This is a genomic window from Streptomyces sp. NPDC020996, from assembly GCF_040641355.1.
Taxonomy (GTDB): domain Bacteria; phylum Actinomycetota; class Actinomycetes; order Streptomycetales; family Streptomycetaceae; genus Streptomyces.
Genome location: NZ_JBFADM010000020.1, coordinates 38,361 through 63,947, shown reverse-complemented (window position 1 = coordinate 63,947; position 25,587 = coordinate 38,361). Strand labels below are relative to the sequence as shown.

The following is a 25,587-nucleotide window of genomic DNA, read 5'->3' as shown; positions in this document are numbered from 1 at the left end:
TCGCGGGCGGCCGATCGAGTACGTACCGAAGTTCTCGACCTGAAGAAGATCAGCCAGCGCCGAGCGTCTCCGACCCTGGGAGATCACCCGCCGCTTCGAGCCGTCGGTCGTGCGGGCCGGAGGGCCGTGCCGGTTCGGGCACTCATGTCGCCGAGCCCCGGCAGCGGGTGCGGGTGCGGGTGCGGGTGGTCAGTTCGTACGGACGACGTACGGTTTCCCGGCCGATGGCAGGCACGTGCGGCTGTCCACGAGTTGGGAGCCGTACGGTTTCACCGCCGGCACAGGGGCTACTCCTCCTCGCCGGGGAGGGCCTCGGGACGGTGGAGCGGTCAGTTCGACGTGGTCGCGTGGAGTTCCAGTTCGTGGCGTGCCTCGCGTAGGAGCAGGGTTTCCAGGTGGTGCAGTCTGGTGATCAGTGGGTCGCCGGGATCGAGCACGCGGTGGGCGTGGCCGGTCAGGGAGTCGTTGACGGACGGGGTCGACCAGGCGAAGAGGAGGCGGTACAGGGCCTCGCTGCTCTCCTGCGGGTCGGGGGCCATGCGCAGGCCGAGCCAGTCCCGGTCCGTCCAGTGCCCCAGCAGGGCGGCGAACGTGTCGAGGCAGTGCCGCTTGACGGCGGAGCCGCTGACGCCGAACGCGTCGGAGTCCAGGCGTGCCAGCAGGTCCGCGTACAGTTCGGGCATACCGAGTCCCAGCACTCGGGCGCCCGCGTAGGCCCAGCGGTCCGAGCCCGTGCCGCCGCCGTTCGCCTCCCAACGGGGGCTCCACAGCGCCTTGACGAAGTCGGCGCGCGCCGCGTCGCCGTGCAGGGCGATGCCCAGGAACAGGCCGCCGTTGCAGTCCGTGGACGCGCCGTCCTCTCCCCACTCGACGAGTCTCGCCGGCCACGACGGATCGCCCGTCTTCGTGGCGAGGGCCGGCAGGAACTCGGGGAACAGGCTGGCGCCGGCGTGGTGTTCCAGGGCCTCCGCGATCTCCGTCCGCAGTCCCCGGCACGACAGGTGCAGCAGTCCCAGGCAGGCGCTGCGCGAGGCGTGGTACAGGCCCTCGACGTGTTCCCAGAGGATGCGCTCGGCGGACTCGCACCCCAGGTAGCCGACGGCGTGCAGCACTTCGGGCGGTACGTCCTCGCGTAGCCGGCCCGCCTCGATGCTCGCCTCCAGGAGACGGTCGGCCATGGCGAGGTCTCCGTGCCGGGCGAAGACGGGCACCAGGTGATCCCGTTGCGCGGGGGCGTCGAGGAACACCGGGAGCAGCGCCTCGGCGTCGGCCCCGGAGCCGTACCGCAGCACGACGTGCACGGCCATCGCCTCCCAGCGCCAGTCCACGGTCGCCGGGTCGGCCGCGTGCCGGTCGAGCAACTGCCGCGTCGCCCACGAGATCGCCACGGTGACAACCGCCTCACGGTCGGGAAGATCGGGAAGATCCTGTGCAGCAGGAAGCGTAGGGGGCGGTCGTGGGGGTGACGGTGACTGTGCCCGCCTCGGGCGGACGGGCCACGCCTCCGTCGCCGGCTCGGTACCGTGGCCGGATGGTCCCGGCCCGGGTTCACCGCGACGAAAGGCATGCCGTATGCCCGTGAGCAGCACTCCCGCCGAGCTGGTCGTGCGTCCCGTCGGGTGGGTGATCGGGGGGCGGAAGGAGGTCCGGGACGACGAGTGGGGCGACGTGACGTCCGTGGTCCGGCTGGACGCCGACCGCTTCGGGCCCGGCGCCGTCGCCGGTCTGGACGCGTTCTCGCACCTCGAGGTCGTCTACCACTTCGACCGCGTGCCGCCGGACCGGATCGAGACGGGCGCCCGCCATCCGCGCGGCAACGCCGACTGGCCCGCCGTCGGCATCTTCGCCCAGCGCGGCAAGAACCGCCCCAACCGGCTCGGCGTCTCCCGCTGCCGCCTGCTGCGCGTGACCGGACTCGACCTGCACGTCCAGGGACTGGACGCCGTCGACGGCTCGCCCGTGCTCGACGTCAAGCCGTACATGGCCGAGTTCGGCCCCCAGGGCCCCACCAGCCAGCCCGGCTGGGCCACCGAGCTGATGCGCGACTATTACTGACGTTCGGACGTGCTGAGGTGCATCGGAAAGGGGTTCCCGTGCGGCTGCGGTGTGCTGTGCTCGACGATTTCCAGAAGGTGGCGACACAGCTTGCCGACTGGTCCGCGGTGGCCGACCGGGTGGACGTCGTCAGCTTTCCGGAGCACTTCGACGGTCTGGACGAACTCGCCCTCGCCCTGGCCGACTTCGACATCGTCGTCACGCTGCGCGAACGTGTCCCCTTTCCGGCGGAGCTGTTCGCGCGGCTTCCCCGGCTGAAGCTGCTCGTCGCCTCCGGCATGCGCAACAGCGTCATCGACCACGCCGCCGCCGAGGCGCACGGCGTCACCGTCTGCGGCACCGGGAGTTCCCCGACGCCGCCCGTGGAGCTGACCTGGGCGCTGCTGCTGGGCCTCGCCCGCGGGATCGTCACCGAGAACGCGGCCCTGCGCTCGGGCGGCCCCTGGCAGAGCACGGTGGGCGCCGACCTGCACGGCCGCCGGCTCGGGCTGCTCGGTCTGGGGAAGACCGGCAGCCGGGTCGCCCGGGTCGGCCTCGCCTTCGGCATGCGTGTCAGTGCCTGGAGCCGGCATCTCACCCAGCAGCGTGCCGACGAGGTGGGAGTCGAACTGGCCTCCTCCATGGAGGAGTTGCTGGCCGGCAGTGACTTCGTCTCCGTGCACCTCGTCCTCGGCGACCGCACCCGTGGCCTGCTCGGTCCCGCCGAGCTGGCTCTCATGAAGCCCACCGCCTATCTGGTCAACACCTCGCGTGCCGCGATCGTCGACCAGGACGCGCTGCTGGCCGCCCTGCACGAGGGCCGCATCGCCGGCGCCGGCGTCGACGTCTTCGACACCGAGCCCCTGCCCGCCGGCCACCCGATGCGCACCGCCCCGCGCCTGCTCGCGACTCCTCACCTGGGCTACGTGTCGCGCGCGAACTACGAGACGTACTACGGCCAGGCCGTGGAGGACATCCGGGCCTTCCTGGACGGGGCACCGGTACGGCGGCTCGGCTGACCCCGACGGTCTCCCCTCCTCTGTCTCCCTCCCCCGGCCCCGTCACGCGGCCGAAAGGGGTGACGCAGCGGGAAATGGCGTGACCAGCCGTCAGCGGCGGCGTTGAACGGGAAGTGCGGCGGCGAGAGGTGCCGGCGCACTTACCGAGTCATAAGGAGAACGTGATGTCTCGCATCGCGAAGGCAGCCGCTGTCGCGCTCGGCACGGGCGCCGTGGTCCTCAGCGGGACCGGCCTCGCCATGGCGGACGCCGGTGCCGAAGGCGCGGCCGTCGGCTCCGGCGGCGTGCTGTCGGGGAACGTCATCCAGGTACCCGTCGACACCCAGATCAACTTCTGCGGGAACACCATCAGCGGTGCCGGCCTGCTCAACCCGGCCTTCGGCCAGGTCTGCGTCAACGACGGCGGCCACCACAAGAAGCACAAGGACCACAAGGAGCACAAGGAGCACAAGGAGCACAAGGACGGCCACAAGGGCTACGGCGGCTGACGTACGCATCGCCCGCACCCGCGCACGGCTCCGTCCGCGCGCACCCGGAGCCCCGGCACCTCGAGCGCCGGGGCTCCGCCCGTCCACAGGCGCGCCCCCGTCCGCAGGGCAGGCGCACCGCACCGCGCCTCACGCGTACCGGTAGATCCCGCTGACGTCCTCCAGTTCGTCCGGCGTGATGTCCCACGGCGGCATCCTCTGGTTCCGGGCGATGACCCGCTCGTGCTGTGCGTCGCCGGGTCCGGGCGGCTCGGCCGGCAGGTAGCGGGCGCCGGGGTGGCGGCGCTGCCAGCGGGTCCACTGCAGGTCGACGAAGGCGTGGTGCAGCCAGAAGACGGGGTCGTTGACGGAGGCGCCGCCCAGCATGACCCCGCCCACCCACCGGTGCACGCGGTTGTGGTTGCGCCAGGAGGCGCTGCCCCGGCCGGTCCCCCACCCCTCCAGCCTGTTGCGGAACCCACTGGTGACCGTGGAGTCCCAGGGCGCGGTGTCGTAGACCGGGTCGTCGAGCGCCCGTTCCAGCTCACCGCTGGTCGGCAGCTCCATCGGGTCGCGGGCGCGTCCGAGGTCGCGGGTGAGGAACGCGCCGTCGGTCACGCCCTCCGTGAGGGTCCAGTTGCCCTCCGCGTAGGCGAACGGCCCGGTCGTCACCCGGCGGTCCGAACGACGTCCGTCGCCGCCGAGGAGGTCCGCGGTCCAGGGCACCGACGTCTTCGTACGGTCGCGGGTCCAGTCCCAGTACGGCACCGTGACCGACGGGTCCACCCGGCGCAGCGCCCGTTCCAGTTCGAGCAGGAACATGCGGTGCCAGGGCAGGAAGGAGGGCGCCATGTGGGCGGTGCGCAGGCCGTCGTCGCCGTCGGCGGTGTAGTACTCGAGGTGCGTCCGCACGAACTCGTCGTACTCTCCCCGCCGTTTGACCTCCAGCAGGGCCTGTACGAACCGTCGGCGCTCGTCGGGCGTGAGCGTGCTGACGTCCTTACGCAGGTACGCCATGAGCGTCCCCCGTGTGCCGGTGGTCCTCGCTGATCGGCCCTGGCGCCAGGTCGCGCAGCCGCTCTCCGGGGCCGAGTTCGTCGACGGCCCCGCGGGCCGCGTCGAGGGGCGTGGGGTACGAGCGGTAGTGGTCGACCATGCTCAGCCAGGTCCCGTCGGCGCGGCGCATCAGGTGCAGCGGGCGGCCGTCCACGGTCACCTGCCACTCGGCCGCGTCGCCGCGGCCGCCGTCGGCGGCCGCACCGAGCGGGTTTCTGACGCCGCGGATACGGCGGCCCCGGTACGTCTCGTCGAACAGGGTCGCCTCGGGCTCCTCGGGGCCCGGTCGTGTGTGCGGGGGACGGGAGGCGGCTACGACGGGGGCCAGCGCGAGGACGACGGCCGGGGCGAGCAGCCCGCGCAGCACCTCCCGCCGGGTGCCGCCGTCGGGCCCGCCTCTCGCCCACTCCTTCGCTGCGGGGCGGTTCCCCGCCGGTACTTCGCCGACGCCGACGACCATGGCTCGCTCCTCGTCCGTTTCAGGTGTCCACAGCGGTAACCGTCGATGGCCCCGCGCGGTCACCGTCGGACGGCCTCGGGAGTGAACCGGTGCGGCTACCGGCCCGGGCCGAGGCCCAGTTCGGCGGCCGGCGTCGACTGCAGGGCCGGGGTGACGACGTCCGTCCGGGGGACCTTCAGGTCCGGCAGGCCGACGCTGCCGGCATCGCGAGGGTGCGGCGGGGTCAGCGGGGCGTCCGGGGACAGTCCCGGTGTCAGCGTGTGCAGGCCGGCGGCGGGGGCCTCGACGGTGAGGTGGTCGAAACCGTCGTCGAGCGCGTGCGGCAGGGGCGTGCGCATCCCCAGACCGGGCAGCCCGCCGCTGACCGGCACCTGCGGGACCGCCCGCTCGGGGACGATGCGGCCCCGGACGTGCCGCGGGCCCTGGGGCTCGCCCGTCACGGGCACCGGGATCTCTCCGCCGATCTCGGGAAGCTTCGTGCCGAGGGACTGCTCGGCACCCCTCAGCGGTACGGGGACGGGGACCGCGGCGGCCGGGGTCGCGACGGCGGCGCCCACGGCGGCCGCGACACCCGTGACGACAGCGGCAAGGGTTCCTCGGGCGATCGGCTTCATCTCGGCTGCGGTTCCTTTCGGAAGGCGGCGGGCTGCGGATGCGTACGGGGTAACGAGGCGGCCGGGGCCGTCGGCGCACGATTCCCCCGTCCGCCGCAGCCGTCGGCAGCGGCAGCGGCAGCGGCAGCGGCAGCGGCAGCGGCAGCGGCAGCCGGGCGTTCCCGGGATGTCGCCGTCAGTCGCCCGACGTCAGTCGCCCGACGTCAGTCGCCCGACGTCAGTCGCCCGACGTCAGTCGCCGTCAGTCACGCGGGTCGCGGGTCGCGGGCTGCGGGCCGGCAGGACGACGTGGGCCGCCGCGTTCAGGGTTTCCTCGGCGCCGGCGAACGCGGCCAGCGCCTCGGGCGCGACGGCCTTGCCGGGCTCGGCCCGCGGCCAGGGGCGCGTGGTGAACAGGAAGTAGGCGTAGCCGCGTTCGGCGACCGCGGCGAGCCACTCCCGCGGCGGCAGGCACCGGGCGCTGAAGCCGACCATGGTGACGACGGCCTGGTCGCCCTCGACGACCAGACCGACCGGCAGGTCCGGTCTGGCGGCGCCGTCGACGACGTCCCCGTCGGCGGGCAGGCCGTTGTCCTCCAGCAGCCGCTCGACGGCGGCCGTCGCGGCCTGGGGGCCGCCCGGGACGTCCCCGAGGGAGTAGGCGAGCAGGTAGGGCATGTCGCCGTCGGGCGCCTCGGCGCTCCATGCCATCACCACGAGCGTGCCCGGGTCGGCCGCACGGGAGGCGTGGTTCTCGCGTGGGGCCGAGGTCACCGCGCTCCCCTGCCGCCGGCCCCGGACCCGGCCCCGGACGCAGACCCGGCCCCGGACCCGGACCCGGCCGGGCGTCTCGCGACCGACCCGGTGACGGCCCGCTCCGCGTCCCCGCGGACGAGGGGCCGACGCGGCGGCGCCTCAGCGTCCCAGCGGGAGACCACCGAGGAGTCCCTTGTCGTTGAGCGTGTTGGTGGTGGACCGCACGGTGTGGAGCACGGAGTCCTTGTTCTCGGTGTTCAGAGCGTTCGACCGGTGGTGCAGCGGCGTCGCGTCGACGGGGTCGATGCGGCCCTTGGTGAGCGTGTTCACCGCGCCGTTGAGGCTGGTGGGCGTCACGTCGGCGGCGTTCTGGGCGTACGCGGGCGCGGTGGCGCCGGCGAGGGCGAGGGTACCGGCGACGACGGCGGCGGCTTTCAGGGACTTCATCGGGATCCTTTCTTCGGCGACACATGGCGCCGGCGGGAACGGTGGCGCCATGCCTAACGACTCCCGGCCACGCCGGAAACCCCGGGCACGGAGACTTTCCGCGGTCCACCCGAACGAGCGGCCCACGTCAACGGCGTGACGCCCCGTCCGGTACGGACGTGACGCCCCGACGCTCCTTCCGGTACGACGCCTCGCCCGGTACGGGCTTGACGCCTCGCCCGGTACGGGCTTGACGCCCCGTCCGGTACCGGCGCGCCGACATCCGCCCGTGCACGACGCACGCCGGCCGCCCTCCCGATGCTTCTCGGGCGGGCGGCCGGCCAGGCGTGGCGCGCCGTGCGGCGCGCGGCAGCAGGCGTCGGCGTCGGCGTCAGCCGTTGAAGCACTTGTTGCCGAACGCGGGGTTCAGCAGACCGATGAAATGACCGGTGTTGCCGCAGAAGTTGAGCTGCGTGTGGTGCGGGTGCTGCACCAGGTTGCCCGACAGGAAGCCCGGGGAGTGCAGCGCGGCGCCCTGCGCCTCGGAGTCGGCGGAGGCGATACCGGCGGTGCCGGCGACGGCCGCGACGGCGGCGGAGGTGAGGACCAGGCCCTTCGCGATACGGGACATGGAGAGGTGCTCCTTGGGATTGACGCAGACATCCGGGCGGACGTGCCCGACGCCGTGTCAACGCTCGGGCGTCCAGGCGGGTTGTGCCGCCACTTGAGTGATCTGACGGAGAGCCGGACTCGACCCTTACGACGCACTTGTCGGGTTTGAAAGGGTTTATACGCATAATGGCTGGAGTCGTCGGCCTCGCCCACGAGTCGCCGGCCTCCCTACGCATCCCTGTAGCCCGCACTTCGCACTCGCTTTTCCCGAGTTCCTCGAATCCCGAAAGGGCCATGCCGGTCATGCGCAATTCCCCGGGTCCGCTGCTGCGCCGTGCAACGGTGGGCGTTCTCGTCCTCGGAGCGCTGTGCGCTCCCGTCTGCGCCGCCGCGCCGACCGCACCCCCCGCCCCCGAGGCCGAGCGGCTGGCGTTCACCGAGCGGTACCGCGCGGTGCAGCACGGCGGCATCGTCCGCGCGGCCAACGCGACCATCAGCTGCCGCGTCGTAGCTCCTCCGGACGCCGAGCCCGACTGTCCGGCGGTGCGCCAGGGCGGCACCGCGGTCAACGGCGACTTCGACATGTTCTACGTCGACGTCGACAGCGACCCGAACACCTACAACTCCTCCAGCGCCGAGGTCCGCCTGCCGAAAGGCGCCCGGGTGTCGTACGCGCGCCTGTACTGGGGCGGCAACCTCCGGGTGGGCGAGCAGAAGCCGCCCGCGGACAACGGACGGGTGCTGATCGCCGAGCCCGGCGGCGAGTACAAGGAGGTGCTCGCCGACTCGGTCGTCGGTCACCGGGTGGCCCGGGGCGCGGACGCCTTCCAGGCCTCGGCGGACGTCACCCGGCTGGTCCGGGACAGCGGCTCGGGCATGTGGACCGTGGCCCAGGTCAACACGGCCATGGGGAAGTCGTCGGCCGGGGCGTGGGGCGGCTGGACGCTGGTGGTGGCGTACGAGAACCCGGCGGAGCCGCTGCGCCGGCTCGCCCTGTGGGACGGCTTCGAGCCGCTGGACCCCAAGGCCGGCCGGGAGGTCCGGCTGCGCGACACGGGGTTCGCGAAGAACGCCTCCGGCCGGGCCGGGCTCGTCACCTACGACGGCGACCGCGGCATCACCGGCGACACGCTGACCGTGACGGCCGGCGGCTCGCCGGCCACGCCGCTGACGGACGCCGCCAACCCGCGCGACGACGTGCTGAACTCGACGATCTCCGAGCCGGCCGCGGTCCGGTCGAGGCGCGTGCCGTCGTACGCCAACACCCTCGGCTACGACTCCGACGTGTTCGACCTCGGGAAGGCTCTGCGGTCCGGCGGTGACGGGCTCGCCTTCCGGCTTCGCTCCCCGCGGGACGTGGTGTGGGCGGGCGTGCTCTTCGCCGCCGTCGACGCACCACGGTGAGGCGCGTTCCCGCCCGCAGCCCCCGGCGCCACCCGTGAGCGAGGTATTCGCGCAATGCACCTGTCAGCAACCGCCCCGCGCACCCGGGTCCTGCACGTCACCCAGCCGGTGGACGGCGGGGTCGCCAGGGTCGTGACGGACCTGGCGCGGGCCCAGCTCGCGGCCGGCCTGCACGTCACGGTCGCCTGCCCCGACAGCCCGCTCGCCGCCGGGCTGGCCTCGCTGGGCGCCGACGTACGGCGCTGGCAGGCGACCCGCTCGCCGGGGCCGGCCCTCGGCCGCGAGGTACGGCGGCTGTCCCGCCTGATCGAGGACGTGCGGCCGCATCTGCTGCACGCGCACAGCGCGAAGGCGGGCCTGGCCGGACGGCTCGCGGTGCGCGGGCGGATCCCGACGGTGTTCCAGCCGCACGCCTGGTCGTTCGAGGCGGTCGGCGGGATCACCGCGGCGCTCGCGCTGAAGTGGGAGCGCTGGGGGGCGCGTTGGGCCTCCCGGGTGGTGTGCGTGAGCGACGCGGAACGGGCGACCGGGGTACGCGCCGGGGTCGCCGCCCGGTGGAGCGTCGTACCGAACGGGATCGACCCGGGGCGTTGGCGTCCGGCCGCCGTGGACATCGTGCGCGCCGCGCTGCTGCCGGGCGTCGATCCGGCGGCCCCGCTCGTCGTGTGCGTCGGGCGGCTGTGCCGGCAGAAGGGCCAGGACGTCCTGCTCGACGCGTGGCACGCCGTGCGGAAGCGGGTGCCCGAAGCCCGTCTGGCGCTCGTCGGGGACGGTCCCGACCGGGCGTCGCTCGCCTCCCGCGCCCCCGGCTCGGTGCTGTTCGCCGGTGCCGTCGCCGACACCGTCCCCTGGTACCAGGCCGCCGACCTGGTCGTGCTGCCGTCGCGCTGGGAGGGCATGGCGCTCGCCCCGCTGGAGGCGATGGCGTGCGGGCGGCCGGTGGTCATGACGGACGTGGACGGCGCCCGGGAGAGCCTGCCGCCGGAGCTCGTGCCCTGCTGCCTGGTGCCACCCGAGGACCCGGCGGCGCTCGCCGGGGCGGTCACCGGACTGCTGCTCGACCCGCTGCTGCGCGAGTCGCTCGGGGACCGGGGGCGCCTCCACGTCCTGTCCACGCACGACGTGCGGCACGCGGCCGAAGCGGTGACGGACGTGTACCGCGACCTCCTCGGAGTCGCGCCCGCCGCCGAGCGGACCAAGCCTGCCGCCGTGCAGGCGGGGCCTGCCGCCGGAAGGGCGGGGCCCAGCGTCAAGGGGGCGGAGCCCGGAGCCAAGGAGGCTGGGCCCGGAGCCAAGGAGGCGGGGCCCAGCACCCGGCAGGCGGGACCCACCGCCGAGGGGGTGAGGTACGGAACCGAGAGGGCGATGCCCGGCGCCGAGCAGGCGGAGCCCGGCGACAAGGCAGCGCGGCCCACCACCCGACAGACAGGCCCCACCGGGGGAACAGGGCACGCAGCCACGAGGGCAAAGCCCGGCACCCAGCAGTCAGGGCCCACCGCCGAGGCGGCAGGGCACGAAGGCAAGAGGGCGATGCCCGGCGACAAGGAGGCGCGGCCCAGCGGCGTACAGGCGGGGGCTGTCGCCGAGGAGGCGGGGGCTGTCGCCGAGGAGGCGGGGGCTGTCGCCGAGGAGGCGGGGGCTACCGCCGTGCAGGCGAGACCTGCCGCCGTACGGGCGGGGTCCGCCGCCGTACAGGCGGGGCCCGCCGCAGAGGAGGCGGAGGCCGCCGTTGAAGGGGTGGGGCCCGGTGTGGGCCGGGACGGCCCGCACGCGAACCGAACGACCCACAGCGTCGAGCCCACCGAGTGCAGGGAGTCCATTCACTCGTGACCGCGGAAAGCACCGTCCCCTCCCCCGGTGGCCAGCCACGGGACCCGGGATCCTCCCCGCTCTCGCTCCTGCCGCCGCCGCCCGGCGCCGCCGCCGGCCCCCGTCTCCCCGCCCGCCGCGCGTCGGCGCGGCCCGCCTCGCCCGTGCCGTTGCTCGCCGTGGACCTCGCGGCGGCGACGCTCGGCGCGGCCGTGCTCGCCGACACCCGGCACCCCCTGCTGCTCGCCGCCCTGCTGCTGGCCGGGACGCTGTTGCTGCGCCCGCGCCCGCCCCGGCCGGTGACCGGCGTCCTGGACGAACTGCCCGCCGTCTGCGGCCGGATCGCGGTGGCCTGGACGACGCCGGCGGCGCTCGTGGCGGCGTACGCCCCGTGGCACGCGCTGTCCGCGCGCACCCTGCTGCTGGGCTTCCTGCTCCAGTCGGCGGTGGCCTGCGCGGGCCGCGGTCTGGTGCACTGGCGGCGGCGCGTCGCGCTGCTGCGCCGGCCGCACGCCGCCCTGGTGGTCGGCCCGGCGCCGACCGCGCGGCGGGTGGCGACCGCCGTCCTGCGCCACCCCGGCTGCGGGGTGCAGCCGGTGGGCATCGTGGCCGAGGAGTCCGACGGCGCGGACGGGCTGCCGGTGCTCACGACGGGCGAGGAAGTGCAGCGGGCCCTCATCCAGAACGGTGTGCGGGACGTCCTGACCGTGCACCCGTCGGTGCGGACCCAGCACGGGCCGCTGCTGGTGGCGCTCGCCGAGTCGGGATGCGCGGTGTGGGAGGTCGACGCGGACTCCCCGGCGTACGCGAGCCGGGAGCAGGTCGCCGGGTTCGCCTGCCGGCGGCTCGACCTCGGTTCGCGGCGGCGGCGCGGCGACGTGGGCAAGCGGATGCTGGACGTGACGGTGTCGGGGACCCTGCTCCTGCTGGTCAGCCCGCTGCTGCTGGTGTGCGCGGTGGCGCTGCGGATCGGCGAGGGCCCCGGCGTGGTCTTCCGGCAGGAACGCATCGGCAGGGACGGCCGCCCCTTCACGCTGCTGAAGTTCCGCACCCACCGCCCGGCCGACGAGCACGAGTCCGCGACCCGGTGGAGCGTGGCGGGCGAGGAGCGCATGTCGTGGTTCTGCCGGTTCCTGCGGCGCACCTCGCTGGACGAACTGCTCCAGCTGTGGAACGTCTTCCTCGGCGACATGAGCCTGGTCGGCCCGCGCCCCGAACGCCCCTATTTCGTCGCGCAGTTCAGCGAGGCCTACCCCGGCTACGCGGCCCGCCACCGGATGCGGGCCGGCATCACCGGGCTCGCCCAGATCAACGGTCTGCGCGGTGACACCTCGATCGAGGACCGGGCCCGCTTCGACAACGCCTACATCGACAACTGGTCGCTGTGGCAGGACGTCTGCATCCTGCTGCGCACGGCTGTCGCCATCGTGCGTCCCACCGGGAGCTGAGCCGATGAGCCTGGTCCTGCCCCTCTCCCTGCCCCGGGTGCGCTCGCTGGCCCCCCTGCTGTCGGTGCCGGCGGTGATCGCCGTGCTCGCGCTGCCGTCCGGGCCGGGCGGCGAGGGCGGGGCCCGCCCCGCCGACGCGCTCTCCGGGCTGGTGGTCGCCCTCTGCGCGATCGGTCTCGTACGGCAGCGCCGGCGGCCCCTGACGCCTACCGCCGGGGTCGTGCTGGGCCTGCCCGTGCTCGGCCTCGCGGTCGCCGCGGCGGGGGCCGCGTCGGCGGACGCCGGGATCACCGGACTCGGCCGCTACCTCCAGGTCTTCGTGCTCGTCCCGGCGGCCGTCCTGCTGCTGATCCGCGACCGGCGCGACTTCCGGCTGCTGGCCTGGACGCTGGTGGCGTTCGCCGGGTGGCAGGGGGCGGTCGGCGTGCACCAGTACGTCACCGGGACCGGCGCCTCCTACCAGGGCGAGGACATCCGGGCCGTGGGCACCTTCGGGGCGACGGACGTGATGGGCATGGCGACGGTCGTCTCCTTCGGGCTGGTGAGCGCGCTGGGTCTGGCGCTGGGCCGGGGCCCGGTGCGGCAGCGGGCGGTGGCGGCCGGGTGCGCGGCGGCGCTGGTCCTGCCGCTCGCGCTGTCCTTCAGCCGGGGGGCGTGGATCGCGACGGCGGCCACCTGCTGTGTGCTGCTCGTGCTGTCCGGGCTGCGCCGGGCGCTGCGGGTGGGTGCGGCCCTGGTCGCCGCGGGCGTGGTCCTGGTGGGCGGGTTCGGGGCCGGTACGACGCCGCTGCAGGAGCGCATCGGCAGCATCGCGCAGGTCACCGACGCACCCGACCAGTCGGTCGTCGACCGGTACACCATGTGGGCGGCGGCCGTGGACATGTGGCGCGAGCACCCGCTGACCGGCGTGGGGCTGAAGGGCTTCCCCGACTACCGGGACGCGCACGCCTCGCTGGCGCTGTCGTCGGCCAGCGACACGGAGGGCGCGGGGGCCGCGTTCCGCAGGCAGCCGCTGCTGTCCCCGCACAACATGTACCTGCTGGTGCTGGCCGAGCAGGGTCTGCTCGGGGTCCTCGCCCTGGTCGGGAGCTGGCTGGCGTTGCTGGTGTGCGGGCTGCGGGGACTGCGGCGGGCGCGCGGACACGGCGGCGGGCTGGACTGCGCCCTCGTCGCGTGCGGGCTGCTGGTCTGGCAGCTGGTCGACTTCGCGTACGCCGACATCGGCGGGCCGTCGACGGTACTGACGGCGGTGTGCTTCGGGCTGGTGGCGTGGTGGGCGCTGGCCGACGGCGGCGCGGCAGGCACCGCGCCGGACGCGCCGGCCCCGGCACCGGCCGAGGAGGCGGCCGCCCGATGACGCCGACGCCGCCCCCCGCCCCGCGCACCCCCACCGCCCTGCACGCCCCCGCCCCGGCCACCGCCCCCGCCCCCGCCCCCGCCGACCAGCACGCCCCCGGCCAGGCGGGACCGGAGGCCGCCCCGGCCCCGCCGGCCTCTGCCGACTCTCTCGACTCTCCTGGCTCTCTCGACTCTCAGACTTCTCCGGATTCGCCAACCCCGCCTGTCTCTTCCGCTTCCTCCGCTTCCTCCGCTTCTTCCGCCTCCTCCGCCTCCTCCGCCTCCTCCGCCTCCCATGTCTCCCGCCGTTTCCTCGCCAAGGCCGCACTTCTCACCGCAGCGCTGTCCGTCGCCGGGGCGCTGCTCGGGCTGGTGCGGGACCAGGCGCTGGCGCGGCTGTTCGGGGCCGGCAGTGAGACGGACGCGTTCCTGGTGGCCTGGACGGTGCCGGAGTTCGCCTCCACGCTGCTCATCGAGGACGGGCTGGCCTTCGCGCTGATCCCGGCGTTCAGCCTGGCCCTGGCCCGCCGCGCGCAGGGCGCTCCCGGCGACCCGGTGCGCGCCCTGGTCGCCGCCACGCTGCCCCGTCTGTCGCTGGCCCTGATCGCGGTGTCCGCGCTGCTCGTCGGCACCGCTCCCTACCTTGTCCGGGTCCTCGCCCCGGGCCTGCCCGACCCCGCCCTCGCCGTGGACTGCACCCGGCTGACGGCGACCTGCGTGCTGAGCTTCGGCCTGGCCGGGTACTGCAGCGCGGCCCTGCGGGCGCACCGCCGCTTCCTGGCCCCGGCGACGATCTACGTGGCCTACAACACCGGCATCATCGCCGGGATGCTCGTCCTCGGCGGGCGCTGGGGCGTGCGTTCGGCGGCGGCCGGGGTCGCGGCGGGCGGCTGCCTCATGGTGGCCGCGCAACTCCCGGCGCTGTGGCGGCAGTTGCGCGGACAGGCACCGGCCGGCGGCGCCGCGGCGGACGAACCGCGTCCGATGGACCTCGCCCTCGTCGGCTCCGTCCTGTTCTTCGCGCTGTGCCGCCAGTCCCAGACGCTCGTGGAACGCTTCTTCGCCTCGCACCTCCCGGCCGGCGCCATCTCGCACCTGAACTACGCCCAGAAGGTCGCCCAGATGCCCATGGTGCTGTCGCTGATGCTGTGCACGGTGACCTTCCCGGTCGTCGCCCGCGCCCTGGCCGACGGCGACACCGGGCGGGCCCGCGACCGGGTGGAGCGGGACATCGCGCTGGCCGCGTGCCTGGTGCTGCTCGGCACCGCCACGGTGCTCGCCTGCGCGCCCCAGATCGTCGAACTCCTCTTCCAGCGCGGCGCGTTCACGGCGAGGGACACGGCGGCCACGGCCGGCGTGATGCGCGTGTACGCCCTCGGCCTGCTCGGCCAGACCCTGGTCGGCGTGCTGGTCCGCTCGTACTTCTCGGCGGGCCGTCCCACCTGGTACCCGGCCGGCGCCATGGGCGCGGGCATCCTGCTCACCTCGGGTCTGGGCGCCGCGACCGTGGAGGTCTGGGGCGTGTGCGGCATCGCCGTCGCCAACGCGGCCGGCATCACCCTCACCGCCGCCCTGCTGCTGGCCGGCCCGGCCGGCGGCCCCCGGGGCGTGCCGATCCGCGGCCGGCTGGTGCTGGCCGGGCTCGGCAGGCCGGTGTGCGCCGCGCTGGCCGCGGCGGCGGCCGGCGCCCTGACCGCGCACGGCATCGGCTCCCCCCTGCCCGCACTCGTCACCGGCGCGGCCGTCGTGGCCGCCGTCTTCGTCCTGCTCGGCCGGGCCCTGGACGTCCAGGGCATCGAACCCGCGCTCCGTCTCGTCCGTTCCGCCACCCGGAGGCTCACCGATGGCCGTACCCGTTGACTCCCCCGACACCGGCAGACGCCTCGCCGCGGGCCCCGTCCCGTGGGTGGCGATGTACCACTCCGTGGGCGACTGCTCGGACGACCCGTACCGGATCACCGTGACGCCCGAGCGGCTCCGGGCGCAGCTGCGCTGGCTGCGCCGGCGGGGACTGCGGGGCGTCGGCATGACCGACCTGCTGGCCGCCCGCGCCCGGGGCCAGGGTCGCGGCCTGGTCGGGCTGACCTTCGACGACGGGTACGCCGACTTCGTCGACACGGCCCTGCCGCTGCTCCGGCGCTTCGACTGCGGCGCCACCCTGTTCGTCCTGCCCGGCCGGCTCGGCGGGGACAACGCCTGGGACCCGCTGGGCCCGCGCAAGCCCCTGCTGACCGCCGACGGCATCCGGCAGGCGGCCGCCGCGGGCGTGGAGATCGGCTCGCACGGCCTCACCCACGTCGACCTCACCCGGGCGGACGACGCCACCCTCGCCGCCGAGGTCCGCGACAGCCGTTCGCTGCTGGCGGAGCTGACGGGCGCCCCGGTCGCCGGTTTCTGCTATCCGTACGGCACCGTCGACCGGCGCGCGGTGGCCGCCGTGCGGGACGCCGGATACGCGTACGCCTGCGCCATCGACCCCGGCCCGCTCACCGGCCCGCACGCCCTGCCCCGCGTCCACATCGGCCAGAACGACACCGCCGTGCGCCTCTTCCTCAAGCACCGGCTGCACCGCCTGCGCCGCCGCCCCGTCGGGGGGCTGTGACATGCGGGCCCTCCACGTCATCACCGGGCTCGGCGTCGGCGGCGCCGAACAGCAGCTGCGGCTGCTGCTGCGGCACCTGCCCGTGGACTGCGACGTCGTGACGCTGACCAACCCGGGCGCGGTCGCCGACGGGCTGGCCGCCGACGGGGTGCGGGTGGTGCACCTCGGCATGGCCGGCAACCGCGACCTGGCCGCGCTGCCGCGCCTGGTGCGGTTCATCCGCGCGGGCGGCTACGACCTCGTGCACACCCACCTCTACCGCGCCTGCGTCTACGGCCGGCTCGCGGCGCGCCTCGCGGGTGTCCGCGCGATCGTCGCCACCGAGCACTCGCTGGGCGACTCGCAGATGGAGGGGCGCCGGCTCAGTGCCGGGGTGCGCGGGCTGTACCTGGCCAGCGAGCGCCTCGGCCGCCGGACCGTCGCCGTCTCCCCCACGGTCGCCGAGCGGCTCAGGCGCTGGGGCGTGCCGGCGCCGCGCATCGAGGTCGTCCCCAACGGCGTCGACCTGGCCCGCTTCCGCTTCGACCCGGCCCGGCGCCACCGCACCCGCCGGCGTCTCGGGCTGCCGGAGGACGCCCATGTCGTCGGCGGCATCGGCCGGCTCACCGCCGGCAAGCGCTTCGGCGTCCTGGTCCGCGCGCTGGCGCAGCTGCCGCCCGACCACTGGCTGGTGCTGGTCGGCGGCGGGCCGGAGGAGAACGTCCTGCGGCGCACCGCCCACGAGGCGGGAGTCGCCGACCGGGTGCTGTTCACCGGCGAGCGTCCTTACGTGCCCGACGGCAGCCCCGGCCCGGACCTGCCGTCGCTGCTGTCCGCCATGGACGTGCTCGCCTCGCCGTCCCCCGAGGAGGCCTTCGGCCTGGCGGTCGTCGAGGCGCTGGCGGCCGGGCTGCCGGTGCTGTACGCGTCCTGCCCGGCGCTCGAGGACCTGCCGCCGCACGCGGCGTCCGGCGCGCGCCGGGTGCGGGGCGGCGCCGCGGAGTTCGCCGCCGCCGTGGCCGCGGCCCGCGCGCGGGACCCGGGGACGCGGGCCGTCCCCGACGCGGCCCGCCACTACTGCATCACCCGGAGCGCCGCACGGCTGATGGACGTGTACACGGCCACGGTGTCCCCGTCGTTGTCCCCCTCACTCCTGGGAGCGAGTTCCTGATGACCGACCATCCCGCCGGAGCGCGCCGCGCGGTCGCGTTCCTCCGCGGCCTGACGCCGCCGCCCTGGTCCGTACTCGCGGCCGGCGTCCTCGCCGGCGGCCTGATCGGCGGCGCGTACGGCCTCGCCGAGCCGCCCGCCTACACGGCCACCAGCTATGTCGTCGCCGTGCCGACGAAGACCGCCGACCCGGCCTCCGCGCTCGGTTTCGCGCAGGCCTACGGCCGGGTCGCCACCCAGCTGGCGGTGCTCGGGGACGCGCAGGTGTGGGCGGGCGTGCCGGTGCGGACGCTGAAGGAGAGCGTGCGGACGGCGACCTCGCCGGACGCCCCGATGGTCGCGATCACGGCCACCTCCACCCGCCCCGACCTGGCCGCCGACATGGCCAACGCCGTCTCCCGGGCGGTGACCCGGCACGCGCAGAACACCAAGGCCGACACCAACGTCACGCTGGAGTCGTTCGCCCGCGCCACCGAACCGGCCGAGCCGTCCTCGCCCTCGGCGACGGTGACGGCTCTGGTGGGCGCGAGCGCGGGCGGGCTGCTGGGCGGGCTGGTGCTGCTGGTACGGCCGCGGCAGGGGTGGAGGCAGCGGGAAGGGTCCGCCGCGGTGCCCGGTCCGGCCGTCGCCGCCGACGCCCACGGGCAGCTGTGACGTACACGACGCGGCTCGTCACCGACGAGGCCGCCTTCGCGCGGCTCGCCCCGGACTGGGACCGGCTGTACCGGCGGTGTGCGTCGGCGACCCCGTTCCAGAGCCATGCCTGGCTGCACTCCTGGTGGAGCTGCTACGGCAGGCCCGGCCGGCTGCGGCTGCTCGTGGTGCGGGACGGCGAGGACCTGGTGGCGGCCGCGCCGCTGATGCGCGTCCGGCGCCCGGTGCCCGCGCTGGTGCCGCTCGGCGGGGCGATCTCCGACTACGGCGACGTGCTGCTGGACGACGGGCACGGCGAGGCGGCCGTCGCCGCGCTGAGCGAGGCCCTGGCGGTCTGTGCCGGCACGGCGCTGATCGACCTGCGCGAGGTCCGGCCCGGCGGCGCGGCCGAGCGGGTCTACGAGCGCTGGCGCGGGCCCCGGCACCGGATGAACGACTCGCTGTGCCTGGAGCTGCCGGGCGTGCCGATGGACGAGCTGGTCGCCCGGCTGCCGTCGGCGAAGGCCCAGCGAGTGCGCGCCAAGCTGCGCAAGCTGTCCGCGCTCGGCGTCGAGCGTCATGCCGTCGGCCCGGAGGAGGTGGACAAGGCGCTGCGGCGGCTGCTGGAGCTGCACCGGCTGCAGTGGGAGGGCCGGAAGGTGACCGCCGAGCACCTGCGGCCGCGGTTCGCCCGGCACCTCGTGCGGGCGGTCGAGCCGATGGTGCGCGCCGGGGACGCGGTCGTCACCGAGTTCCGGCTCGACGACGACGTGGTGGCCGTCGACCTGACACTGCTGTCGCGGCGGCTGACCGGCGGCTACCTGTACGGCGCCCATCCGTGCCTGCGGCAGCGCAAGGCCGACGTGGCGGTGATGCTGCTCGACGCGTGCACCGAGCACGTCCGCTCCGGCACGCTGAGCCTGCTGCGCGGCGACGAGCCCTACAAGCACCACTGGCGTCCGGTACCGGTCGTCAACCGGCGGCTGCTGCTGGCCCGGCCGCACACCGCCCCGCTGCTCGCGGCGGCCGTCGGCGCGGTCGCCGCCCGGCGCCGCGGCGGGCAGCTCCTGCGGAAGTGGAGGGAACGCGATGGCGGCGGGGCGTGACCGTCCCGCCGCCGCGGGGTCACCGGTCACGCGACCACCGGTCGAGGAGCAGGCACACCTTCCCGCCGATCCAGTACTCGACCCACTCGCCGAGGTCCAGCGGCGAGCAGTCGGACAAGGGCGGCGGGGCGGTGGGCGCGGGTACGTCGGCCGGGTCGGTGGGCAGGCCGGGTACCGGGGCCGCCGGGGCCGCCGGGTCCGGGTCGCCGGTGCGGCCGGAGAGCACGGAGCGGTAGACCGCGGACGCCCTCGGGTTGGCCGGGCACTGCCACACGCCGTGCGGACAGTAGTCGCTCAGCGTGTTGTAGAGCGGTTTGTGCTCGCCCATCCAGGCGAGCATCCCTTTCATGTACCCGGCGTTGTCGCCGTTGCGGAAGAGTCCCCATTCGGGATAGGAAATGGGCTTGCCGTGGGCTTCGGCGAAATCCACGTGCTGCTGAAGTCCGTAGGGCTCTTTCACCTGCTGATCGAACGACAGTCCGGACGGCTGGTCGTACGCGTCCATGCCGATGATGTCGACCGTGTCGTCACCCGGATAGCACTCCGTCCAGGGAACGGCGTCCCGGCCGCGGGTCGGCGCGAAATCGAACCGGAATTTCTGCCCCGGCACCGAACGCATGGTGGTGACGATTCTGTTCCAGTACTTCTTCCAGGCCTCCGGATCCGGCCCGCAGCGATGGGTGTACGTGATGCCGTTCATCTCCCAGCCGAGCACGATCACCGTGTCCGGCACCCGCAGCCGCACCAGCCGCTCGGCGAGGGCCCTGAAGTGGTGATCGAACGCGCCGGCGGCGCCCTCGCGCAGCAGCGTGCGCACCTCGTCGTCGGGGACGCCGTCCTCGCTGCGCTCCAGCATGGGGACGTTCAGGACGAGCATCCGGTCGGCCTTCTCGGTGCGCCAGTCCGCCCACATGTCGAGGAAGCCGGGGGCTCCCTCGATGTTGCTCCAGCGGTCGCCGGGCAGATAGGTGTGGCCGACGCGCAGTTCGGCGCCGCCCAGCCAGTGGCTGAGCGCGGCCATGCGCGCCAGGCCGAGCGGCCCGTAGTCGAGGTAGGCGCCGAAGGCGGGGACGTCCTTGCCGCGCGGGGTCCCGACGGGCGACGGCGTGGTGGGCGACGGAGTGGTGGGCGGCGGCGTGGTGGGCGACGGAGCCTGGGACGTCGGCGCGGGAGCGGGAGGATCGGCGACCCGATCCGTTCCCGCGCCCGCGGCGACACCAGGACCCGACGCCAGAACGGCCGTCGCGGCGACCGCCGCCACGACGACGGCCGGCCGCCCGAACCGGGGGCGCCGCTGCTGTGTGGCCATTCCTGCTCCTTTCTCCGTCCTCGTGCTGCGCTGAATTTCCGTCACTGAATCTCCGCCACTGATTCTCCGTCGCTGAATTTCCGGCGCCGACCGCCCATCACTGGACTTCTGTCACTGACACTCAGTCACACGAACCGCAAGTACGCCACCGCCGCTACGGCTATCGAGTGAGAAGACACCATGCCCGCGTCGCTTTTCGACACCCGCGTGCCGGCCGTTCTGCTGCGCATCGACCGGAATCCCTTTCACCACGGCACGCTCGGCGCCGTGCGTTCGCTCGGCAGGGCGGGGATCGATGTGCACGTGGTCGCCGACACCGCGGAAAGCCCCGTGTCCCGATCGCGCTTCGTGCGCCAGATCCATCCCCCGCCACCGCCCGGCGCGTCCGCCCACGACATCTCCGTCGCGCTGCACCGGGTGGCCGCCCACATCCCGCGCCCGGCCGTCCTGATCCCGATGGACGACGCGAGCGCCCTCGCCGTGGGCCGGCTGCGCGAGGAACTCGCCCCCTCCTATCTGCTGCCCACGCTGCCCGCCACCCTGTCCGAGCGCGTCGCCGACAAGGCCGCACTGGCCGGTGTGTGCGCCGACCTGGACGTCCCCCACCCCGAGACGCACGTCCCCGACAGCCCGCGCCAGGCGGCCGCCGACGCCGGGCGGCTCGGCCTGCCGGTCGTGGCCAAGTGGAGCCGCCCCTGGCTGCTGCCCCCGGGGAGCGGTCTGCGCAGCACGGTCGTGGTCCGCTCGGCGCGGGAGGCGCGGGAGCTGTTCCTGCGCTCGGCGGAGGCGGGCAGCCGGCTGCTGCTGCAGGCCTTCCTGCCGCCCGGGCCGCACCGCGACTGGTTCTTCCACGGGTACGCCGACCGGGCGGGCGGAATGCGCGGCGGCGGGCCCGGCCTCAAGCTGCGGTCCTGGCCGCGCGGCGCGGGCCTGACGGCGGTGGGCCGCTGGACACCCAACCCGCAGGTGCAGGCGCTCTCCGAGCGTCTCACCGCCGCACTCGGCTACCGGGGCATCCTCGACCTCGACTTCCGCCGCTGCGGCACCACCGGCCGCTACCACCTGCTCGACTTCAACCCCCGCCCCGGCGCCCAGTTCCGCCTCTTCGCCGACGCGGCCGGTCTGGACGTGGTCCGTGCCCTGCACCTGGACCTGACACACCGTCCGCTGCCCCCCGGGGTGCCCGTGCCCGGGCGGGAGTTCGTGGTGGAGAACTACGCGCCGCTGACCGCGCTGCGGCCCTCCCCGGCCGGGCGCGAACTGGCCTGGCACGCCGCCGACGACCCCTCCCCCGGCCGGGCGCTGTGGCCGCTGTGGGGCCGCCACGTCACCCGGCGCCTGCGGGACCGCCTGGGCGGCCCGCCCGACCGGACCGACGCCCCCCAGCCGACCCACCCGGCCCAGCCGGCCCACCCGACCCAGCCGACCCAGCCGACCCACTCCTCCCACTCCTCCCACTCCTCGCACGAACCGACCCACCCGACCGAACCGAACGAACCGACCGATGTCGCCGGCCCGACCGACGACGAGAAAGCGAGCAGTTGCTGATGTACGACCTGCTGGTGGTGGGTGCGGGCCCCTACGGCCTGTCCATCGCGTCCCACGCCGCGGCCGCCGGGCTGAACCTGCGCGTCTTCGGCCGGCCCATGGCGTCCTGGCGCGACCACATGCCCCGCGGCATGTTCCTCAAGTCGGAGCCGTGGGCCTCCAACCTCTCCGACCCGGAAGGGCGGTGGCGGCTGGACGTGTACTGCTCGGGCCGGGGCGTGGCCGCCCGGCACGGGCACCCGATCCCGCTGGACATGTTCGCCGAGTACGGCCTGTGGTTCGCCCGCCATGCCGTACCGGAGGTGGACGAGCGCATGGTGACCCGGGTGTCGCCCTGCCCGGGCGGATTCGAGGCGGTCACGGACGACGGGCAGATGCTCCACGCCCGTACCGTGGCCCTCGCGGTGGGCGTCATGCCCTTCGTCGAGATCCCGGCCGCCCTGCGCGGACTCGACGCCTCGCTCGTCTCGCACAGCAGCCACCACAGCGACCTGGCCCGGTTCCAGGGCCGGGACGTCACGGTGATCGGCGGCGGCCAGGCGGCCCTGGAGACGGCGGCCATCCTCGCCGAGGAGGGCTCGCGGGTACGGGTGCTGGCCCGCGCCGACCGGCTGTGCTGGAACGACGTGCCGCCGCCGTGGGAACGCCCCTGGTGGCAGACGGTCCGTTCACCGCAGAGCGGCCTGGGCTGCGGCTGGCGGAACTGGTTCTACTCCGAGCGGCCCGGCCTCTTCCGGCGCCTGCCGGAGCCGACGCGCGCCCGGATCGCGGCGACGGCGCTCGGTCCGGCCGGGGCGTGGTGGGTACGGGACCGGGTCGAGCCGGCCGTGGAGGTGCTGCTCGGCCATGAGGTCGCTGCGGCCCGGCCGGTGTCCGGCGGGGTCCGGCTGGACCTGGTGGGCCGGGGAGGCGCGGCGGGGTCGCAACGGTCCCTGGAGACCGAGCACGTCATCGCGGCCACGGGCTTCACGGCGACGTGCGACCGGCTGGGCCTGCTCTCGGACGACCTGCGCGGGGCGCTGGCCACGGTGGCCGACGGATCGCCGGAGGTGGGACGGGACTTCGAGTCGTCGCACGCCGGCCTGTTCATGGCGGGCCTGGTCACGGCCTCGGGCTTCGGCCCGGCGATGCGGTTCGTGCACGGGGCGACCTACACGGCGGGCGCGCTGGTCCGGGGGGTGCGGCGACGGCTGCGCGCCGGGGGCGGCCCGAGCACGATCGTCCGGCAGCCCACGGGCAGCGGCGCCACCGGTTCGCCGTCCGTCCCGCTGCCGGGCGGCACCGCGTAGCAGCGCGGGGTCGGGTGCCGGACGGACGCGGAACCGTCCGGCACCCGGCACCCGGCACGCTAGCGGCGGGACGCGGTGCGGCCTCGCCGGTACAGAACGGTGCCGGCCACGAGCAGCGCGGCGGCACCGGCACCCGAGGCGGCCAGCGCGGCGTCGTTGCCGGTGTGGGCCAGCTGGGGCGAGCGCGCGGAGGACGCCGCGGTGCCCTCGCCGCCGGGCAGGGCGCGGTTCTCACCGTAGGGCGGGGCCGGGGTGACCTGACCGCCGGAAGGCATCTGCTCGCCACCGGGGGGCGGCATCGTGGGCCCGCTGGGGCCCGGCGTGGGTCCGCCGGTGGACGGCCCCTTGGGCCCGGTGGGGCCCGGTGTGGGACCGGTGGGGCCCGGCGTGGGCTGGCTTTCGGGGGGCGTGCCGTGGCCGTGACCGGAGTCGTCCCCGTAGCCCGAGTCGTCCCCGTGACCCGAGTCGTCCCCGTGACCGGAGTCGTCGCCGTAACCCGAGTCGTCGCCGTAACCCGAGTCGTCGCCGTAACCGGCGTCGTCCCCGTGACCGGAGTCGTCCCCGTGACCGGAGTCGTCTCCGGGCGGTGTGTCCTGCGTGCCGTGGTCGTCCGTACCCGACGTGTTCGCGCAGGCGTTGCCGAAGGCCGGGTCGAGCGCGGCGAGCCCGTCGACGGTGTTGCCGCAGACGTTGGCCTGTGTGTCGACCGGGCTCTGGACGTTGTTGCCGGCCAGAACACCCGGCGAACCCGCGGCCACTCCGTCGCTGTGTGTATCGGCGAGGGCGTGACCGCCGCACAGGGACAGAATGCCCGTCGCAGCGGCGGCCGCCACCATTCCCTTGCTCAGGGTCAGTCGCATGTGTGGTGGTCTTCCTTGAGAGATGGGAAAGGCCGGCCCCGGGCGCACAGCAAGGTGCCCGAGACCGGCCTCACCCGGCCGGATGGCCGGGATGGCGCGTCGTCAGCGGTTGACACAGACCGTCGGTGCGTTCAGCAGACTGAGGAAGCTGTGCTGGTTTCCGCACACGTTCAGCTGGTTGTGGACCGGGTGCTGGAGCACGTTGCCGGAGAGGAAACCCGACGAACCGATGGCCGCGCCGATCGTGTCGTCGTCGGCGAAGGCGGGGGCGGCCATACCGAGTGCCAGAACCACACCCGCGACAACGGCAGCGGTCTTCTTCATTGCTATCCCTTCTCTGGGGTCATGCCTCGATGACGGCCTAGACCGAGCGAGCACAACAGGAACGGCTCGCACCATGACCCGCATCTGCACACCAGGAATTGACGGCAGAGGTGGAAGGGAAAACGTGCAATACGACCGGTTCATCCGAATGCATCACGCCGTGAGACGTCGCTCCTCCGAGAGGAGCAAAGGGTGACGGAGAGCGGCCCGCGCGGGGAAGTCCGCGGGCCGCCGCACCGTTCACGGGACGGCGTGCCTCAGCCGCTGACCGCCGACAGGACGGCCATGTCCTCCAGGACGTGCGACAGCGCGCCGTCGCGCTTGGCCTGCGTGGAGTTGTCGGCGCACTGCTGGTTCAGGTCGTCCGACAGGAGCGACACGTTCTGGACCGGAATGAAGTCGAAGACGGCGACAGGAACGTCGTTCACGGCCGCGCACGGCTTGTTGAACGAACCGCCGATGAACGACAGCTGCGGGCTCATGTCCCCCTTGGTGGCCGAGTTGCCGAACGCCGACGACGCACCGTTGCCGTTGGCCACGGTCGGGCCCGAGTCGTCACCCGCGGCAAGAGCCATGGGAGCGGCCGCGACCGACATACCGATGACAGAAGCGGCGGCCGCTGCGGCGACCATTGCCTTCTTGAGCACTTCGCGTTCCTTTCCTCGTAGCGACGCACTGTCCTACGGCGACAACAACCGGGACCGGCGGAATTGGTTGCGGGCGTTCACCCGGTTGGCCGCACCGCTCCGGATTTTCCGGCCACGGCTGCGGCACGATGATTTCGCTGCGCCGCGCCGTGTCCGCCGACCGGGTGAACCGGAGAAACCGCACCACCCGCGCGAAGTTGTCCAGAGCGCTCCGGTGGACGGGGTTTCTTCAGAAAGGGACTGAGCAATGATCAAGAAGGTCTTCGCCTCGGCGGCTGTCGCCGCTTCCGTCATGGGAGCCTGTGCCGCGACCGCCCCCCAGGCCATGGCCCTGGGCGACGACAGCGGCCCGACCGTGGCCAACGGCAACGGCGCGATCCAGAGCTACGGCAACTCCGCCACGTACGGCAACATGAGCCCCCAGATGGCCCTCATCCAGGGCTCGTTCAACAAGCCGTGCGTCGCCGTGAACGACCTCCCCGTCGGGGTCCTCGCCGCCCCGGTCCAGAACGTGCCGCTCCTGTCGGACGACCTGAACCAGCAGTGCACCGAGAACTCCACGCAGGCCAAGCGCGACGGCGCGCTGTCGCACCTGCTCGAGGACGTGTCGCTGCTGTCCGCCAACAGCGACCGCTGACACGGTCCACGAAGGGCGGGGTCGCCGGCCGGCGGCTCCGCCCTTCGGCGTGTCCCGGCGG

The 25,587-nt window shown here is 74.4% G+C and carries 25 protein-coding genes and 2 pseudogenes; 16 read left to right on the top strand and 11 right to left on the bottom strand.

Annotated elements, in window-relative coordinates:
• Positions 1-196 precede the first annotated feature (196 nt).
• Positions 197-283: pseudogene (locus tag AB0G63_RS16815) on the top strand (GntR family transcriptional regulator); the annotation flags it as partial.
• 46 nt (positions 284-329) lie between these two features.
• Here AB0G63_RS16815 and AB0G63_RS16810 read toward each other — a convergent pair.
• Positions 330-1,388 (bottom strand): hypothetical protein, encoded by a 1,059-nt coding sequence (locus tag AB0G63_RS16810; protein WP_360750506.1) that lies wholly within the window; start codon positions 1,386-1,388, stop codon positions 330-332.
• A 184-nt stretch (positions 1,389-1,572) separates the two neighbouring features.
• Here AB0G63_RS16810 and AB0G63_RS16805 point away from each other — a divergent pair, with 184 nt between their 5' ends.
• The 3 genes from AB0G63_RS16805 to AB0G63_RS16795 all read left to right on the top strand — a co-directional run bounded on the left by AB0G63_RS16805 (position 1,573) and on the right by AB0G63_RS16795 (position 3,541).
• Positions 1,573-2,055 (top strand): SAM-dependent methyltransferase, encoded by a 483-nt coding sequence (locus AB0G63_RS16805; RefSeq protein WP_360750504.1) that lies wholly within the window; start codon positions 1,573-1,575, stop codon positions 2,053-2,055.
• Positions 2,056-2,093: 38 nt separating this feature from the next.
• Positions 2,094-3,053, top strand: a complete 960-nt coding sequence (locus tag AB0G63_RS16800; protein WP_360750502.1) for a D-2-hydroxyacid dehydrogenase family protein — start codon at positions 2,094-2,096, stop codon at positions 3,051-3,053.
• A 164-nt stretch (positions 3,054-3,217) separates the two neighbouring features.
• The gene (locus AB0G63_RS16795) at positions 3,218-3,541 is read left to right on the top strand and encodes a chaplin (protein ID WP_360750500.1); all 324 of its coding nucleotides are present in this window, start codon (positions 3,218-3,220) and stop codon (positions 3,539-3,541) included.
• A gap of 129 nt (positions 3,542-3,670) precedes the next feature.
• On the opposite strand, the gene AB0G63_RS16790 is transcribed toward AB0G63_RS16795, so the two are convergent.
• From AB0G63_RS16790 to AB0G63_RS16765, 6 genes are all read right to left on the bottom strand, one after another.
• Positions 3,671-4,537: a tyrosinase family protein gene (locus tag AB0G63_RS16790; RefSeq protein WP_360750498.1), complete on the bottom strand. Its 867-nt coding sequence runs from the start codon at positions 4,535-4,537 to the stop codon at positions 3,671-3,673.
• Positions 4,521-5,036, bottom strand: a complete 516-nt coding sequence (locus AB0G63_RS16785) for a tyrosinase cofactor (protein ID WP_360750496.1) — start codon at positions 5,034-5,036, stop codon at positions 4,521-4,523. The genes AB0G63_RS16790 and AB0G63_RS16785 overlap by 17 nt, the downstream gene beginning before the upstream one ends.
• Positions 5,037-5,131: 95 nt before the next feature.
• Positions 5,132-5,650 carry a hypothetical protein gene (locus AB0G63_RS16780; protein ID WP_360750494.1) on the bottom strand — a complete coding sequence of 173 codons (519 nt, stop codon included), beginning with the start codon at positions 5,648-5,650 and terminating at the stop codon, positions 5,132-5,134.
• Between the two features lie 231 nt (positions 5,651-5,881).
• Positions 5,882-6,403, bottom strand: a complete 522-nt coding sequence (locus AB0G63_RS16775) for a DUF5949 family protein (protein WP_360750492.1) — start codon at positions 6,401-6,403, stop codon at positions 5,882-5,884.
• A gap of 141 nt (positions 6,404-6,544) precedes the next feature.
• Positions 6,545-6,832, bottom strand: coding sequence for a hypothetical protein (locus AB0G63_RS16770; RefSeq protein WP_360750490.1), 288 nt, complete (start codon positions 6,830-6,832; stop codon positions 6,545-6,547).
• Positions 6,833-7,202: 370 nt separating this feature from the next.
• On the bottom strand, positions 7,203-7,442 hold the full coding sequence (locus AB0G63_RS16765; RefSeq protein WP_360750488.1) for a chaplin: 240 nt from the start codon (positions 7,440-7,442) through the stop codon (positions 7,203-7,205).
• Between the two features lie 284 nt (positions 7,443-7,726).
• Between AB0G63_RS16765 and AB0G63_RS16760 the strand changes: the two genes are divergently transcribed.
• From AB0G63_RS16760 to AB0G63_RS16720, 9 genes and pseudogenes are all read left to right on the top strand, one after another.
• Positions 7,727-8,827, top strand: a complete 1,101-nt coding sequence (locus AB0G63_RS16760; RefSeq protein ID WP_360750486.1) for a DUF3344 domain-containing protein — start codon at positions 7,727-7,729, stop codon at positions 8,825-8,827.
• 54 nt (positions 8,828-8,881) lie between these two features.
• Positions 8,882-10,000, top strand: a pseudogene (locus AB0G63_RS16755) (glycosyltransferase); the annotation flags it as partial.
• Between the two features lie 653 nt (positions 10,001-10,653).
• Positions 10,654-12,084 (top strand): sugar transferase, encoded by a 1,431-nt coding sequence (locus tag AB0G63_RS16750; RefSeq protein ID WP_360750484.1) that lies wholly within the window; start codon positions 10,654-10,656, stop codon positions 12,082-12,084.
• Positions 12,085-12,088: 4 nt separating this feature from the next.
• On the top strand, positions 12,089-13,441 hold the full coding sequence (locus tag AB0G63_RS16745) for an O-antigen ligase family protein (protein WP_360750482.1): 1,353 nt from the start codon (positions 12,089-12,091) through the stop codon (positions 13,439-13,441).
• A complete protein-coding gene (locus AB0G63_RS16740; RefSeq protein WP_360750480.1) occupies positions 13,438-15,282 on the top strand; it encodes a lipid II flippase MurJ in 1,845 nt (614 codons plus the stop codon). Before AB0G63_RS16745 ends, AB0G63_RS16740 begins: the two co-directional genes overlap by 4 nt.
• Complete coding sequence (locus tag AB0G63_RS16735; protein ID WP_360750478.1) at positions 15,266-16,024, top strand: polysaccharide deacetylase family protein; 759 nt, start codon at positions 15,266-15,268, stop codon at positions 16,022-16,024. Before AB0G63_RS16740 ends, AB0G63_RS16735 begins: the two co-directional genes overlap by 17 nt.
• A 1-nt stretch (position 16,025) precedes the next feature.
• Positions 16,026-17,174, top strand: a complete 1,149-nt coding sequence (locus AB0G63_RS16730) for a glycosyltransferase (RefSeq protein ID WP_360750476.1) — start codon at positions 16,026-16,028, stop codon at positions 17,172-17,174.
• Positions 17,174-17,827: a lipopolysaccharide biosynthesis protein gene (locus AB0G63_RS16725; RefSeq protein WP_360750474.1), complete on the top strand. Its 654-nt coding sequence runs from the start codon at positions 17,174-17,176 to the stop codon at positions 17,825-17,827. Before AB0G63_RS16730 ends, AB0G63_RS16725 begins: the two co-directional genes overlap by 1 nt.
• Positions 17,824-18,912: a GNAT family N-acetyltransferase gene (locus AB0G63_RS16720; protein WP_360750472.1), complete on the top strand. Its 1,089-nt coding sequence runs from the start codon at positions 17,824-17,826 to the stop codon at positions 18,910-18,912. The genes AB0G63_RS16725 and AB0G63_RS16720 overlap by 4 nt, the downstream gene beginning before the upstream one ends.
• 19 nt (positions 18,913-18,931) lie before the next feature.
• On the opposite strand, the gene AB0G63_RS16715 is transcribed toward AB0G63_RS16720, so the two are convergent.
• On the bottom strand, positions 18,932-20,221 hold the full coding sequence (locus AB0G63_RS16715; protein ID WP_360750470.1) for a glycosyl hydrolase: 1,290 nt from the start codon (positions 20,219-20,221) through the stop codon (positions 18,932-18,934).
• A gap of 180 nt (positions 20,222-20,401) precedes the next feature.
• On the opposite strand from AB0G63_RS16715, the gene AB0G63_RS16710 reads away from it, so the two are divergent.
• Positions 20,402-21,769 carry an ATP-grasp domain-containing protein gene (locus AB0G63_RS16710; RefSeq protein WP_360750468.1) on the top strand — a complete coding sequence of 456 codons (1,368 nt, stop codon included), beginning with the start codon at positions 20,402-20,404 and terminating at the stop codon, positions 21,767-21,769.
• On the top strand, positions 21,769-23,058 hold the full coding sequence (locus tag AB0G63_RS16705) for an NAD(P)-binding domain-containing protein (protein WP_360750581.1): 1,290 nt from the start codon (positions 21,769-21,771) through the stop codon (positions 23,056-23,058). The genes AB0G63_RS16710 and AB0G63_RS16705 overlap by 1 nt, the downstream gene beginning before the upstream one ends.
• Before the next feature lie 59 nt (positions 23,059-23,117).
• On the opposite strand, the gene AB0G63_RS16700 is transcribed toward AB0G63_RS16705, so the two are convergent.
• From AB0G63_RS16700 to AB0G63_RS16690, 3 genes are all read right to left on the bottom strand, one after another.
• Positions 23,118-23,918: a chaplin family protein gene (locus tag AB0G63_RS16700; RefSeq protein ID WP_360750466.1), complete on the bottom strand. Its 801-nt coding sequence runs from the start codon at positions 23,916-23,918 to the stop codon at positions 23,118-23,120.
• 102 nt (positions 23,919-24,020) lie between these two features.
• Positions 24,021-24,242, bottom strand: a complete 222-nt coding sequence (locus AB0G63_RS16695) for a chaplin (protein WP_360750464.1) — start codon at positions 24,240-24,242, stop codon at positions 24,021-24,023.
• 257 nt (positions 24,243-24,499) lie between these two features.
• A complete protein-coding gene (locus tag AB0G63_RS16690; protein ID WP_360750462.1) occupies positions 24,500-24,889 on the bottom strand; it encodes a rodlin in 390 nt (129 codons plus the stop codon).
• A 247-nt stretch (positions 24,890-25,136) separates the two neighbouring features.
• On the opposite strand from AB0G63_RS16690, the gene AB0G63_RS16685 reads away from it, so the two are divergent.
• Positions 25,137-25,526, top strand: coding sequence for a rodlin (locus AB0G63_RS16685; protein WP_360750460.1), 390 nt, complete (start codon positions 25,137-25,139; stop codon positions 25,524-25,526).
• The last annotated feature ends 61 nt before the right edge of the window (positions 25,527-25,587 follow it).